Source organism: Gilliamella sp. W8126 (assembly GCF_016102185.1).
GTDB classification, from domain to species: domain Bacteria; phylum Pseudomonadota; class Gammaproteobacteria; order Enterobacterales; family Orbaceae; genus Gilliamella; species Gilliamella apis_A.
Genome location: NZ_JACFPE010000002.1, coordinates 421,470 through 437,075, shown reverse-complemented (window position 1 = coordinate 437,075; position 15,606 = coordinate 421,470). Strand labels below are relative to the sequence as shown.

Below are 15,606 nucleotides of genomic sequence, written 5' to 3'. Positions count from 1 at the left end.
CAATGCATCCGAATATGGAAAAAATACACTTGATAAATATTGAAGATAGTATGTTACATTTTCATATTGAGTACAAAACTAGAGGAACACCTATCCCTCATACACATCGTTATTATGATAAAAAATTAAATTTAATCAATATACGTTGAACCGAGAATATAACTATATAAAAAATATATATTTGCAAGTATTCTATCTGGAATTTTTTGGTAAAGAAATAACTGATTTCAGGATAAGTCATTTTCATTGTAATGTTACTTATTTTTCTGCCCTGTAGTATCACTTCACCATTTATTTGTAAAAATAATTGAGGAGTGTATACCATCACATTAATATTTGGGTGATTAATAACCTGTTCTCGTTTGGATAATTATGGATAGTGGAGTTAGCTATGCTTAAGGCTCATTCTAACTAAAAATTATTGCCTAAATAGACATACTACTACAAAAGTATAACATCCTATTTAGGCATTAAAGTTCATAATGCACTAGAAATAACAAAATAAATATACATTTAATAGTACTGTAACAGTCTTTGATTAAAGGTTAATATTTAAATCTTCTTGCAACTGTTTTGCTTTCGCAACTGCTGCTGACTTTAATTTAGATGAAGCTATTGTATGCAGACCTTCCCATTTAGCATCTTTGTTTGTTATGTAACCACGCAATGCAGCTTCTTTCAAATAAGCAGCATACTGTAACGATATATCTAAAATACGATTTGTCCAGACTGGTATTTTTTCCCCTCGACTAACAAGATTACCAACAAAACGAACACATTCAATTAAAATAGGCCAAAGTAGCGGTAAAAATTTAATTTCTTTTTCTAATGACCTAATAAGTTTTGCAGGACTTACAATGGGATTTTTTAAAAATAGTAAAATTGCTCTACGAACAGTTCCTTCATCAATGCGACCCGTTAAAACATAATTTTCAGCAAAATAGGCACCCTCGCCATCTTGAGCAAGAAGCCCAATAACAACCATTAATAAAGTATTCGATAATGCGGGTATTTTTGTACTAGACAATGAGCCATCTTCATTTTTTAACCAATTTCGATATTTGCTGACCAGTAAGGCTTTTTTATCATTATCCCAATGCAAATAAACACTTTTCTGGCTATCCGTTGTAAATTTAGGCTGTTCTATGGGGGCTGGATATGCTTGACATTGCCCTTCTTCTAAATCATAAAACCAATTTGTTTTTACTATATGAAAAACTCGGTCATTAATATCTGGTAGTTTCAATGTAAAAATGAAAGCGGAATTAGATTTGCTTTGCTCAAATAAATCAATTGAGATAATAGCGCCATCATCAAGTACCGGAATGTTTTTTTCTTTTTTAGGCCAAATTTTATCAAAATCAGTTACATTAACTTCATTAGATTTTTTTGATTTAACAGACTTAATGTCTGGTAATTGAGTAATAATATATTTTGCTACATTGATTACCCGTGAACTGCCTGTTTTTTCAGCTAAAGTTCTCAAACCTAAAAGATCCAGTTGATTTGGCGACGCAAGTCCATTGGTAACTGCAAACTGAACTTCGGGTAAAAATTCTGCTATAGCATTTACAATTTCATCAGTTCCCACTAGTAATCTCGGCGCTTTTAAAGAGGCTAAAATTAATTCGTCTAAAATTGGCCATACAACTGATAAAAGCCCTTGCTGAGCAATATTTGACAGCGTTGCAACTAAGCTAACTAATTTAGAAGGAGTGCTATTTATCCAGTCTAGTAAGAAAACATCAGCAATTCCTGGTATAAGCAAACCTTTTTCCCATGCCTCATTCACGGCTAAGGCTATATCAGCTATAGCACGGGGTGATGCTGAACGCTGTGCAGCGAGAATATTCATTGCAACACCAGCAGTAAACGGTATTTGCCGTTTTGCAATTTGCCTAAAAATGAGGCCTTTGGCATGCTCCATTTCATTGAATGAGGAAACACTCAGTCGTATAGCCGCATCACCCCAGAGCGGAAACACAGAAAATGCACTAGTAGTCAAATCACGTAAAGAATCAAACCGTTTAGGAAAGTATTGTAATGATGGAGTGGTTGGAATTTTTATATCCCCAAAATATTCCTCATTATAATCTAATAAAACTTCTTTTACAGGGCAATCAAGATAAGCTAAAACTATGTCACCAGCGTTAACAGGCATTTTTTTACCTGATTGTAAAATGACATCAACCTTTAACGTTTTTAATAAGTTTAAATTTTTACTACTTTGTGTTTTGGTATCCAAACGAGTTAAAGCTAAAAATATATCTGCTTCAAGTGCATGAATATTATTTTTCTGATATTTTTCTAATCGCTTACAAAGATCATCTACTGTAATTGAAAGATCACTCTTACTGGGAGTTGATAAAATACAAGGTAATTGATCTAAATTTTTACAAACTACATAATTACGAGCATGCAATACTTCATGTACCATATCTTTCTGATCAGCTCCCCAATAGCCTTCAGGTTCGATTCCTTTCACCCAACAAGCAATTAAATAAAATAGCACATCAAAAGATATTGTTTTCAATCCAGCCAAACTTGTTTTAGCCGATTGAGGATCGGTATAAGCGATCTTATTTGCAATAGCTAAAAATCTTTCAGCAACAGTATCACAAACAAACTCTCTTCGATTAACCAGTTCACTGGCAAGCTCTGTTAGTGCTTGAGGTGTCACTTCTCCCCAATCAAATTGAGGACATATCCATAAAGATGGTGTTTTTTGCCAAAGATGTTTAATGTCCTGTGTATGACTTTCTTCAATTTGTGCATAATTGAGTTGCCAATGGTTAGCCAATTGACGAGCTAACTTTGCAATAGATTTATCTTTATCGTCACACCATATCGCCAGCCATGGTGTGAGTTGCGCTACATCATTAGGGGCTACTCTTGTCATTGCTGTTTTTAAAACTAACTGTTTTGTTGATTTAACCTTTGCTGAAAATGAGGCTATCATGACCTCATTAAAAAGTTCATCATCAACATTCTCAATCAATATAGGCGCAATTTTTGCAATTACACTTGATTCACCTTTGGCAAGTAAAGGAATCAAAATTGCTGCTCTTTCATGTAACGTTGTAGTACTTATCCCCAACTCATCTATAGCACTAACCCAAACCTTTCTATCCCCAGGTCGAATAGCATTATCTAACGCAAAAAAGATAAACTCTATTGCATCGTGTTTTGAGAGCCAACCTTGTTTAACACCTTCGATAAATACAGAAAAGAATGGTCCGGTTGCAGGTACATTGACGGCAATCCCTATTTTAATATGCTCAGAAAACCTGCGTTTTATTTGTTCTTGTGTTGGTAACTCTTGTGTCGATACTGCTCTAGAATAGTCTTCAGCAGGTAATCCCATCGACAAAGCGGCATAAACGGCCCAATCTTTCATATATTCGTAGCTTTCAGGAATAGCTAAATTTAACTGATCAACAAGTTGAACTGCAATATCACCAAATACGCTTGAAGAGTGTTCAAATACTCTTCTTCTGGATACGCAAGCTTTGCTGATAAAGTTAGTCGCATATTTTTCACCCTTATCCTTAATAATAGGCAGTAATAATGGCCTATCAGCAAAATAAGCAAACTCTAGAGCACGGGTGATAGAAACTCCAATCCTAATAGCATACAATGTAATATGTTTGAGATTGCATTCAATATATCCTTCATTGGTGTAAGTACTGTTCGCTTCTCTTTTAATAAGACGCTCCCAGTCTCCATTTTTTAGACCATTCAGCGCAATTTTTTGTTGTTCTTTTGTTCCTAGTGGTTGCTGTAATATGGTATCTATAGTTACTTTTTCCCATCCCAAAGAGTTAAAAATAGCGACGGCTTCTTCAAGCTTAGCGTTCATAAATACCTTCCTTGATTTGTACAGCTAAAACGTGCTTACAGGGACCTTTTTTCTGTTGATTCTTAAGATACCAACTACATGTACATTGAGGATTGCAATTCAATTGATTTGTAGGAATAGAAACTCGATAACTATCATCTGTAGAATTGACTATCCATGTCATCTCATCAATTTTTTCGATCCGATCAACTAATTTATGCGCACCAATAAGCCGTGGGTTATCTTTTAAAACTCGGTTCGGATCTTCCGGTAACTCGCGATGAAAATAAGAACCTTCATATGCATCAAACCCAAGTTTTCCACAAACGGCAAGATAAGCAAGTGCCCGCTCAATGCGATAATCCTCTAATGCTGAAGCATTTGACAATTGTTCTTTATTAATAAGCGCATCAAACTGTAAAAGATCATTCACTATTTTTGAATCTTTTTGTTCTGCTGATGAAACTAAAGAGGTTAACAATGCTCCTTCACCAGAATATCCTTGCCATGCTTCAGCTGTTAAGCTGAGTGTTAAACGAGCGCCCAAAAGGCTTACTTCAATCATGCATGGCCCCTGCTCGTTATTTTGCAAACAGTAAAAGGTTAAACTTATAATATTAGTTATTAGACGTTTAAGTGCATTAAGACGATGCAAGCCAGATATATAAACACTATGCGTATCGCTTCTAGGCATTAATTTAATACCTGAACGCGATAGTACAAGCCAACCAGATTGATTTTTACTCGTTACATTAGGTAGAGTACTCACAAACATTTGTGCTTGAGGTCCTTTTATTGTAAAAACTGGCTTCATGTTTTTATGGATTTCAGCGATATTGCCTAAAGCTCTTATCCACCGATTAGGCATTTGAACAGGCCGTTGTAAAATGATTTTATCTAACCCTTTGAGATGATTGCCTTTATCCTCTATATGCCGTGTTAGTAACCCTTGATCACCTATATTTAAATGAAGTCTGTCTTTACTATTAACCTTAGCAAGAGCTTGTCTTAAACCAATACCAATATCAACATTAGTAGTACCTCGATAAATCTCTCCATCAAGGCCTTCTCTTAATAAATCTAAACGTGCATATACCCCATTACAGGCAGAAAAACACTCTGCTCTTACACGATCGCCTTGCGCTGAAAGTACCGGATCTTTTTGAAACTCAGGCTTATACTGGAAATAGTTCGTAGAAGTAATGTCTGCTAATACAAGCAATCCTCTTGCAATAATTTGAGGGTAAAGAGCAAAACCAGAAAAAAATACCGGATGATTAACAATACCTGTTGGCGTCAATGCAGGAGAAAGCGCTAAAGCTAGTGCTCCATCAGTAAAATTTGATTGCTGAAAAAAAGCTCGCACGTTTTTTCCTAAATAAAAAAATTAAAACAAATACTACATATTATATCTGTTACGATTATATTGTTTATTAATAATTAGTTTATCAAAAAACACCAAAAAAGTGAGTTTTTTTAAAGGGAAACATTGCTTTTAGCATTTATTTATTAGAAGATTATTTATGTTCGGTTTTTTATGAAAAATATCTGTTTTTTACTCTTATCTGTCCATTTTGTTGGCAATGTTGAGCGCCAAACATTTCTACAATAACCAAATTGAAATGCAATAAACGGCGATCTTTACTGAAATGCATATTTAGATAATTTGTTGCATATAAAAATATAGGAATATGACACATGAAAGAACTATTAAAACAAATCACTATATTATCTTTGTTGTTTGCTGCTCCATTATTTGCCACCCCAAATACTGAAAATATATCCATATTTAAAAAACAGAAAGAAGTTTTAAATGATGGAATAGAATATTTAACTTACTCAGCAGATATTGATGATGGTCGCTTTGTATTTATTATTAATAATTATTCTGATAAAAACGATTATTCCAGAGAAGCGGTCGCAAGATATATCATCGGTAACAATATTTATCGTGTAGTTTCGGTTGAGTTTTGTGTTGATGAATCAGATCTATGTGGTGAGTTATTTACATTGTTAACTACGGTAGAAAAATTTGCTGATACTTTTTATCGAGGTGAAGAGCCTACAGATTACATTTGGAAGATCACTTACGTTAAAAACGATAAATTAGTCACTATTGAAGAATTTACTACAATACCTAAAGTAGGTGATTTGAATGATTTTGTTGGTAAAATTCCTTCAGATGAAGAGGAAGATATGGACTCTTCTATAAAGTATAATGAACAAGATATTAATTATAAACCATACATTCTAGACTGGAGTTATGGACCTAAAGTCAAACCATAATATAGAAAGCTAATTTCATTTTAAACTGTTCAAATATAAACCAACAAGGATGAACTTTCTAACTGTCTTATTTTAATGATACCTTTTTAAATAGTATAAAAAATGCAAACAATTGTTTGCATTTTATTAGTTTAAAGTTGATAGCTACCATTTATAGCTAAGCGTTCCAACCACACTGCGTTCCGCACCGTAATAACACCAATAACTACAACCTGATATATATTTTTTGTCGGTTAAGTTAGTTGCATTAACTTGTACTGACCATGATTTATTAAACTGATATTTAACCATTGCATCCCATAAGGTATAACTAGGTACACTTTCATTTGGATAATAGACTTCATCAACAGTTTTACCAATATAACGAAGCCCTGATCCAACAGTTAACCCATCAAACTCACCATCAAATTTATAATTTACCCAAGCTGAAGCAGCATGCTTTGGAATTAATGAACTACGTGTTGTCAATGAAGCTGTTTGATCTGTTTTAGCATGAGTGTAAGTATAAGCAAAATCCATATCTATACTTTTAGTAATATCAGCCTTTATTTGTAACTCTACACCTTTACTGCGTGTTTCTAATGTTTGTGATGCTTGCCCTGTCCCATTAGAAACAAATGAATTCTGAGATTTAATATCAAAATAGGCCAGAGTGAATGTACCATTAAACCAATCAGGCTCATACTTTCCCCCTACTTCCCACTGTTTTGCTTCATAAGGTCGATACATTGTTTTGTTGACACTATCATAACCATACACTGGCAAAAATGATTCTGAATAATTTATATAAGGTGCGATATTACTATCAAAAATATACATTAAACCTGAATTGTAGGCATTGTGGTTATAATCACGATTAAAATCAGAACCACTCCAGTATCCATCATTTTTTATTTTGCTATGACGCATACCTTGATTGAAAATCAGTTTATTATCAAAAGTCAGTTGATTTTGTACATATGCACCTAATTCTTGTGCTTTTAATTTAAAAGGCGAATAACTACCTGTAATATTTGAATGGGTTAATCTTGGTTTAAAACGATTCACTGTACTAGCGCTGCCACTAAAATTATTTCCACTCATATTGGTATTTAAATAATCAATTCCAATTAATAATGTGTCTCGCCAATTTCCATATTCAAAATCTTTAGAAAGGCGATTATCAATTGTATGAGTATTGTTAATACCTATTTGAGAATATGCAAAACGTGAATAATTTTTTCCATCAACTGTTGGTGTGAAATCCATACCATAAACACCTGATAAATCTAAATCTTGATGAGCATATTTATAGTTTTGTGTAAAAACAAATCCATTATTAAATTGATGTCTAAATTCATAACCGACTGTTTCTGATTTACGATTAAAATTATCAAAATCTTTATCACCATAATAAGTATCCCTTGCTACTTTCCCATATTTAGAATGAAATAGCGTGCCATAAGCAGGGAAAAATCCATTTTCAGGAATGCCAAAATCACGTTGAAAACTTGATAATAAAGTTAAAGAAGTTAGTTCATTTATGTCCCATGTTAAACTCGGCGCAAAATAATAATGCTTTAATCCAGTTTTAGTTTGTTGTCCATTTTCATCTCGATAGGCACCCACTACTCGATATCGTATATCATCAGTTAATATGCCACTATAATCTCCATTTATTCCTACTTGTGCATGTGTTCCATAAAACACATTAACTTCACCAGCCGGAGTATTTTTGGGGCGTTTGGTTATCATATTGACAGTACCGCCAGGTTTAGATGAACCATATAGTTGAGAACTTGCGCCCTTTAATATTTCTATTTTTTCCAGTCCGAAAATTTCAGGTGTTGAACCAAAATAACTATAAGTAAATTGAGGCATACCGTCTAAAGTAAAAGAAGCATCTAACCCTCTAATTTTCAACCAATTTGTTCGGCCATCATGACCATATGAACTATTCAATACGCCAGAAGTATAAGATAGTGCTTCGTCAACTTTTTTATAGTCTTTATCTTTAATCTGCTTTTCATCAATAGAATCTGTCGATTGCGTATCATAAAATTTGACCGTGCCTGTTTTAGCCATTGAACCAACAACTTCCATTGTATCGGTTGTTTCAGCATATGCGATGATAGGTAAAACAGATAATATAGAACAAGCTAAAATGCGATTTTTAGGTTTAAAATGAGTTGAATAACTCATAGTTTTCTCCTTTTTGGTGATGAACTGAGTTCATGTGGTTGATCATTGAACTCCTCAATAATGCCATCAGTATGCTTAAAATATTGTTATCATGACTAATAGCAAAAATAGTATGACCATATGGTTTAAAAGTTTGCAAAAAAGCCGACATTATCAAGAACGCCTTATTAGATAGATAAAGCAAGACCCACCAATCAGTGATGCCATAACTCCTGTCGGAATTTCATAAGGAAACATAATATTACGACCTAACCAATCAGCAGCGATCATTAATATGCTTCCAATTAGCGATGACATGAGTAATTGGTTACGGATGAAATGAAAACCAATAATCCGAGTCATTAATGGCGCAAGTAGACCAATGAAACTAAGTGGTCCAATTTGTAATGTGGCTAAAGTAATTAAAATGGTCGAAACGACAATTAATAAAAAACGGACAATATTGCTATTCATTCCTAATGCATTACTCATATTTTCTGGCAATTCCAACAAGCTTATTGACCGTGAAAATATTAATAATATAAATAAAATGAATAATGCTACTAAAAATATCACCACACTACTTAGTAGCCCACTACTGTATGTTGATCCCGATAACCATATTAATAAATATTGAATACGCGGATCGCCAGTAACTAAAAATAATTGAATCAGAGCCGTTAAAAAAGCGGCAAAAGCTATTCCCGTTAAAACCACTTTTTCAGGTTGGAATTTATTTTTAATATTAATTGCAATAATAAATAAAAAGGTCAGTAGAGCACCCAATAATCCCGGCAACCAAAGTGGCATGATGTCAGACCCCATCGTCATAACTGTGACAATAATAGCAATAGCTGCACCTGAGCTAATACCTAACAAATCAGGGCTAGCCAGAGAATTATGGGTCATGCATTGCAGTAAAACGCCACACGTGCTTAACATGATTCCAGCCGAAATGGCGGTGATAATTCTTGGTAATTTAATGTTTATAAGAGAATGATTCCAACTAGTCGATATAAAACCGTATTGTGTATTACTGATTGTTAAACTAAACCATAATAATATTAAGATTATTAATATCGCTAATATCCAGTGTCCCCTTGTTTTTATAGGCGTTAATAAATCACATCGAGTTAAAGAGTTATTACTTGATATACTAATTGTTGTAGGTAACGCTTTGAAAATTAAATAAAGTAATAAAGGTGTTCCAATAAATGCACTGACTGTGCCGACAGGCAAATAAAAAGAACAATAGAACTGGATAATAACTAAAAGACAATCTGTTAATAATAAAATTAATCCTGCTGTTGTATATGAAAAGAGAAGCTTGTGCCAGGCTTTAGTTAACTGCAATTGATTAATCATGGTAGCTGCGGCTAGGCCGATAAATCCAATCATCCCGACTAAACTTAGTGTTGTAGCACATAAATAAGCGACAAACAAAATACAGACAACACGGAGCACCACTACCGGTACACCTAAACTTTTTGCTTGAGTTTCACCTAATTGCATAACTTCAAATGCGCGCAATAATAAAATCAGGATGGAAAATGCAATCAAAGAGACAATAACTATCTGTTTGACATCATGCCAACTATCTTGAATTAATGAGCCAGCTTGCCAAGCAAAAATATTTTTAGCCGCTTCAGGATGGAATATAACTAATGCTGTGGCTAATGCTCCCAAATATAAATTTAATATCAAACCTGACAGTAGCATCCTGATTGGTAAAAATTGATTACGATAAGACATCATAAACACAAGCAGTAAACTGGCAAGTCCACCAAAGAATGCAATCATTGCACTACTTAACCAAAGTAATAATGATGGCATAAAAAGATGAGTGCCCAGTAGGGCAATATAAGCACCGCTACTTACAGCTAACGTTGAATCAGAGGCTAAGGGATTATAAGTAACTTGCTGTAGAATGATGGTACTAATACCTAATGCCCCTCCAACCAATAAAGCCATAGTAAAGCGAGGTAACCAGTTATCGACAAGAATTATACGTTTTAATACACTTACTTGAATTAAATCAACTTGCAAAAAAGGCTGATGTAACTCATGCACAATAATCCAAACGATTGCTATCAGTGCAAGTAAAAAAAGAGATAAATTAATTAAGATGATTTTCTTCAATGCCGACATACAATCACCATGTATTCACTGTTTGCTTAGTTAAAGCGTTAGTTAATGAATAACTAAACCGTTGCATTGAAGGTAACGCTCCAAATCCCCACACGGAGGGTAAAATATAATAATTTCCCTGCTGACTAAATGGCAACTTTTGCCATAATGAATTCTTTTCTAATTGCTGATTAACATTAGCTGGATAAGGTTTAACAATAATAAGACTCGTATTTTTAGGTAATGTCGTTAAGTCAATTAAACTAATTTGACTAAATCCCCATGCATTTGTCGAATGTTGCCATGCATTATCTAAATTCAATTTGGTTAATACCACACCGTATAAACTATTGGCTCCATAGATACGTAATTGATGAGAATCAATAAATTGCACAACTGCATAGGACTGTTTTGGTATTTTCTTTAATCGTTGGATATTATCGGTAAACTGTTTTTCGGTCTGGCTTATCAATATCTGAGCTTGTGTGGTTTTGTTGACTAGTTGCGCTAATTTTTCTGTTGTTTGCACGATGTGCGACCAACTTGTACCTTCATTTGTGTAAAAATCAATTGCAGCTAAATTTATGGGAATAATATTTTTAGGGATCAGATTTTGTGTCCAAGTTGAATTTATCAATAGAGTCGGTTTTAAATTAGCAATCACTTCTAAATTAGGTTGTGATCGTAACCCTAAATCAACAATATTATCATTTAAGACAGGTTCACTTACCCACGTGGCATACTCTTTTGTATCACCTACTCCCACTAACGGTGCTTGTAAAGCTAATAATGTTTCTGCAATAGTCCAATCCGTAGTGATAATTCTAGTTGGGTTATCAAATTGTGCATAATCCTGATTACTATCAGGTAAATGCGTTATCCATAAAATAGAGCTTACAATCACAAGGCTAATTAGGGTTATTTTGAACTTCATGCTAAAGCAACCTTATGACTTCGAGTAGGATGATCAATGATCTCAAAATGAACACCATAAATTTTCTGTAAAATCGATGGTGTAATCATCTGTTTTGTCGGTAAATCAAAAATTAAGTGACCTTGTTTAAAAGCTAATAGCTGGTCACAAAACTCACTGGCCAAATTAATATCATGAAGAACAATAATAGTGGTTATTCGATGCTTTTGGGCCAGCTGTCGAAGTAATTTCATTACTTCAATTTGATAATTAATATCTAACGCTGAAAGAGGTTCATCAAGTAAAAGATATTGACTTTGCTGAGCTAAACACATGGATAACCAAACTCGTTGACGTTCTCCTCCTGACAGTGAGCTTAAGTAGCGTTCTTTAAGATGTGCAGTATTTGTTTGTATTAATGCTTGATCAACAATTTTATAATCTTTTTCCGTATAGCGATCAAGTACACCATGCCATGCAAATCGCCCTAATTTAACCAGTTCTTTAACCGGCAGATTAATGTTAGTAGGCAAATATTGTGGTAAATAACTCAGTATTCTCGCGAGCTGTTTATGTGAATAGTGAGTCAGTTCTTTTTCATCTAATGTGATAACACCAGATGTTGCGGCAATTTGCTTTGCTAATAATTTAATAAATGTCGATTTGCCAGAACCGTTATGACCAACAATACCATAGACAAGCCCTGGTTGAAATTGAGTCGTTACATGATTAACAACAAGGGTATCTTGAATTTGGTATTCAATATCTTGAGCAATAAGCATACTAATTTAATTATCCATCCAATTACGCTTTAAAGTTATCCTATCTACCTATTCTGATACTATTTTCCCATTGTTCGACTTGCATAAAATGCATTTAAAAATGCCAATACTATTGAGCCGATTACAACTGGAAAATAACCAAATTTTTGTGCAAGATAATAACTTAGTGATATTACGATAAATCCACATATAAAACTTGGCGCTGATTGAGCATTACAAGCAGTAGAACGTGCCTGTGAACTATCTGAGTTGTCCATTATGATGGCAGTAATCGCAATAGACATTAAAGGTAAACTAAAGAAGTAAAGAAAACAGGCTAAATAGACATTAAAAATATTAACATAACCTAACGAGATCGGGATGAATGCAAGTAAACCAAAAGCATGAAAAAGTAATGAATATGTTAAACTTTGTTTCCTAGATAATCGCTTGAGGATTTTTGCAACTAATATAACAGCCACTAAGCTAACAATGGATCCAAATACTTTTAATAAAATAGCAATATCTGATAATGCCCAACCATCATCGACAAGTATTGGTGATAATAGATTATAAGCCGGTAAGAAACTAAACGGCATAAGTATCAAAATAATTAACCAATTAATTCTACCTTTCCAGATGATAATCAGATCTTTCCAATATTTAGGATCCATATTTTCATATATTGGTTTATTTTGACAGTAACGGTACTCTTCAAAAAAGAAAAGTTGAATTAATGTAAATCCAATTAAAATAGCAATTAATAATAAACAACCCATCCAACCAATATAGGCATAAAGTAGTAAAATTACTCCGCCACCTAAAATATTACCTATCATAGAACCACTGGTTTTGATACTTGAAATTAGATAACGTTGCTGAACTAAAAAAATATTACAGGCTAATCCTGATATGGCTAATTCTTGAGTTGCAGTCATGGTCGAAAAAATAAAAATGATGGGTAAAATGATATAAAACTGTTTTATAGGATCTAACAAAGCTATAAAGATTAAGCATACTAACATTAGCGTTAAAGAGATAAATAACCAATTGCGATAATGAGATATTCGTCTTTTTAAATATTTATCAATAACAGGTGCCCATAAAATTTTTAAACCAATTGGTAACATCATTAAAGGAATAAGACTTAATTGGTCTAACTCCATGCCATCTTTTCTTAGGATTAAAGCTAAGGCGATAGTCAAAAAGCCAATACCAACATATTCTGTAATATAAAGACTTACAAATAATAACCATACATTTTTAGGTAATTTAATTGTTGCTTTGTCATTCATTTACTAATTTTCCTTTTGCAGTACCTATTTTGTGGTCATAATATTTTCATTAATACCATTCTTTAGTAGTAAAAAATAAAACAAATTTAGACCTTTCGTACATATAATATTTAACTGATTTATCAATAGTTTATTTGTGCAGAAATACCTACTTGTCGTGGTTGCTGATAAGTGCTATATCGAGAAGATGAGGACATAAGGCTTACTATGTCAATTCACTACGTTGTACCCCTTCACCAGTAACAGTAATTGTCTCCAATTTATCTTTTTCATTATCTTCCTTGATATCTTTAATTTTATTTTCAGCTAGAACAATAGAGCTATAACAGCTTATAAGGCACAAGCTAAATAAACTAAATTTTGCAGTTATTTTTTTCATCCGAATCGAACAGTTGATAATGATTTTCATTTGCGATCATATAGATTGGAAAATAAGCTGTCAAATTACTGTTTAAAAAAAATCAATATTATTAAATTAACTTGATTTTATTCAGAAGGAATAACTAAAATTTATAATCAAGTTAAATGATATATAAAATAAAAAACCCTAGTTAAACTAGGGTTTGATATGTAGACAGATGAATTAATCTAAATGATTAACTATTTTTTCTTAGCTTTACTTTGATACTCAGCATAATACTCTTGAGCAAGTTTTCGCATTGATAAACCAATCGCTGCATATTGATATTCATTTAAGTTGGCTAATGAAGCTCGAGCCGAAGGATGCTGTACAGCAAATCCTTTACCTGGCAATAAAACAACGCCAGCTTCATCGGCAATTCTAAATAACATTTCAGATGGATTTTTATTTTTTAAGATCCATTTAGCAAATTTGTCATCATAAAGCTCACGACAAATATGTTCTAGATCAATTAAGGTATAGTAATCAACACTATTTTCATCAGTATGATGCGTAAGTCCTAAATGTTGATATAACGAAGCCGCTCGACGACGGATCAATGATTTTAATGCTGCTTTATAACTTTGATCGGTATCCATCATTTCACACAATGCAAATAACACCATTTGTACTTGTTGTGGAGTTGAAAGCCCAGCGGTATGATTTAGTGCAACTGCACGACTATCGGCCACTAAACGATCAATAAATTTTAAATTTTCAGGATCAGTTACAATAGAACTATAGCGTTTATCTAAAATTTGTCTCGTTTTGCTAGGCAATGCCTTAATTTTTTTATCGAATATATTATCACGTGCTGTAGCAATAACACCTAAACGCCAACCAGTTGCACCAAAGTATTTAGAAAATGAATAAACTAAAATCGTATTTTTTGGACAAATAGCAAACAAAGATTGGAAATTATCGGCAAATGTGCCATAAACATCATCAGTTAAAATAATTAAATCAGGACGTTTTTTCACAATATCAGCAATGATCTGCAAGCTTTTATCATCAATTTTTACTGATGGGGGATTAGATGGATTAACTAAGTAAAAAGCTTTAATAGTAGGATCTTCTAATTTACGTAATTCAGCTTCTGGATATTGCCAATTCGCATCAGGATCAGAATTAACTAATACCTCTACTAATTGATAATCATTAAGCTCTGGAATTTCTAAATATGGTGTAAAAATAGGTGCGCCAATCGCAATTTTGTCGCCTTTTTCGATTAAGTTATTTTCTTTCATAGAATTGAAAATATAAGCCATTGCTGCAGTACCACCTTCAACGGCAAACAGATCAAGATCATCACGACCAAGATATTGTGCTCCCATTTGTGTAAGCACATATGCTTTAACTACCTCTTCGCTAAAGCGTAACATTCTATCTGGTACAGGATAATTACAACCTAAAATACCTTCCACCATCTCTTGTAAAAATGCATTTTCATCTAGGCCGAGCTGATCGCGAATATAAGAAAATGCTTTACCTAAAAATGACACGCCAGGTGTTTGATAATTTTGACGAACAAAATGTTCAAAACGACCAGTTAAACCAGCCTTAATTGGCATACCACCAACACCTTCATTCATATATGAAAATGACATTTCGGATTCTTGTAGGGCAAAAACACCAAGTTGAAAAAATGCTTGTCGTGGCCATGTTGCCAAAAAATTAGGATTACCACGCCCTGCATTTAACATCACACGGTCAGTATGGCTTTGTGCTAGTTTAATTAAGTTATCTTTCAATTCAAAAGGACTTAAATTCGCATATTTTGCATATTCATTATTACTTTTCATAACCATGTATCCTTAATTTGAGAT

The 15,606-nt window shown here is 33.3% G+C and carries 9 protein-coding genes; 1 reads left to right on the top strand and 8 read right to left on the bottom strand.

Features of this window, described 5'->3' with window-relative positions; all coding sequences use genetic code 11:
• Positions 1 to 538: 538 nt before the first annotated feature.
• Positions 539 to 3,859: a hypothetical protein gene (locus H3S74_RS05925; RefSeq protein WP_198247469.1), complete on the bottom strand. Its 3,321-nt coding sequence runs from the start codon at positions 3,857 to 3,859 to the stop codon at positions 539 to 541.
• Entirely contained in the window at positions 3,849 to 5,204 is a 1,356-nt protein-coding gene (locus H3S74_RS12685) for an SWIM zinc finger family protein (protein WP_198247468.1), read from the bottom strand. The genes H3S74_RS05925 and H3S74_RS12685 overlap by 11 nt, the downstream gene beginning before the upstream one ends.
• 332 nt (positions 5,205 to 5,536) lie before the next feature.
• On the opposite strand from H3S74_RS12685, the gene H3S74_RS05915 reads away from it, so the two are divergent.
• Complete coding sequence (locus H3S74_RS05915) at positions 5,537 to 6,124, top strand: hypothetical protein (protein ID WP_198247467.1); 588 nt, start codon at positions 5,537 to 5,539, stop codon at positions 6,122 to 6,124.
• Positions 6,125 to 6,268: 144 nt separating this feature from the next.
• Here H3S74_RS05915 and H3S74_RS05910 read toward each other — a convergent pair whose 3' ends face one another.
• From H3S74_RS05910 to H3S74_RS05885, 6 genes are all read right to left on the bottom strand, one after another.
• On the bottom strand, positions 6,269 to 8,305 hold the full coding sequence (locus H3S74_RS05910) for a TonB-dependent siderophore receptor (RefSeq protein ID WP_198247466.1): 2,037 nt from the start codon (positions 8,303 to 8,305) through the stop codon (positions 6,269 to 6,271).
• 153 nt (positions 8,306 to 8,458) lie between these two features.
• Positions 8,459 to 10,432 carry a Fe(3+)-hydroxamate ABC transporter permease FhuB gene (gene fhuB / locus H3S74_RS05905; RefSeq protein ID WP_198247465.1) on the bottom strand — a complete coding sequence of 658 codons (1,974 nt, stop codon included), beginning with the start codon at positions 10,430 to 10,432 and terminating at the stop codon, positions 8,459 to 8,461.
• 4 nt (positions 10,433 to 10,436) lie between these two features.
• Complete coding sequence (locus H3S74_RS05900) at positions 10,437 to 11,345, bottom strand: iron-siderophore ABC transporter substrate-binding protein (protein WP_198200588.1); 909 nt, start codon at positions 11,343 to 11,345, stop codon at positions 10,437 to 10,439.
• Positions 11,342 to 12,106: an ABC transporter ATP-binding protein gene (locus H3S74_RS05895; protein ID WP_198247464.1), complete on the bottom strand. Its 765-nt coding sequence runs from the start codon at positions 12,104 to 12,106 to the stop codon at positions 11,342 to 11,344. The genes H3S74_RS05900 and H3S74_RS05895 overlap by 4 nt, the downstream gene beginning before the upstream one ends.
• A gap of 59 nt (positions 12,107 to 12,165) precedes the next feature.
• Positions 12,166 to 13,380 (bottom strand): MFS transporter, encoded by a 1,215-nt coding sequence (locus H3S74_RS05890; RefSeq protein WP_086359347.1) that lies wholly within the window; start codon positions 13,378 to 13,380, stop codon positions 12,166 to 12,168.
• 600 nt (positions 13,381 to 13,980) lie between these two features.
• Entirely contained in the window at positions 13,981 to 15,582 is a 1,602-nt protein-coding gene (locus H3S74_RS05885) for a bifunctional aspartate transaminase/aspartate 4-decarboxylase (protein WP_086363303.1), read from the bottom strand.
• Between the last annotated feature and the right edge of the window lie 24 nt (positions 15,583 to 15,606).

What these genes read in the sequence shown, in the direction of transcription:
- H3S74_RS05915 (WP_198247467.1), top strand. Translation starts at nt 5,537, where the DNA reads ATGAAAGAACTATTAAAACAAATCACTATATTATCTTTGTTGTTTGCT.
- fhuB (WP_198247465.1), bottom strand. Translation starts at nt 10,432, where the DNA reads ATGTCGGCATTGAAGAAAATCATCTTAATTAATTTATCTCTTTTTTTA.
- H3S74_RS05910 (WP_198247466.1), bottom strand. Translation starts at nt 8,305, where the DNA reads ATGAGTTATTCAACTCATTTTAAACCTAAAAATCGCATTTTAGCTTGT.
- H3S74_RS05885 (WP_086363303.1), bottom strand. Translation starts at nt 15,582, where the DNA reads ATGAAAAGTAATAATGAATATGCAAAATATGCGAATTTAAGTCCTTTT.
- H3S74_RS05900 (WP_198200588.1), bottom strand. Translation starts at nt 11,345, where the DNA reads ATGAAGTTCAAAATAACCCTAATTAGCCTTGTGATTGTAAGCTCTATT.
- H3S74_RS05925 (WP_198247469.1), bottom strand. Translation starts at nt 3,859, where the DNA reads ATGAACGCTAAGCTTGAAGAAGCCGTCGCTATTTTTAACTCTTTGGGA.
- H3S74_RS05890 (WP_086359347.1), bottom strand. Translation starts at nt 13,380, where the DNA reads ATGAATGACAAAGCAACAATTAAATTACCTAAAAATGTATGGTTATTA.
- H3S74_RS05895 (WP_198247464.1), bottom strand. Translation starts at nt 12,106, where the DNA reads ATGCTTATTGCTCAAGATATTGAATACCAAATTCAAGATACCCTTGTT.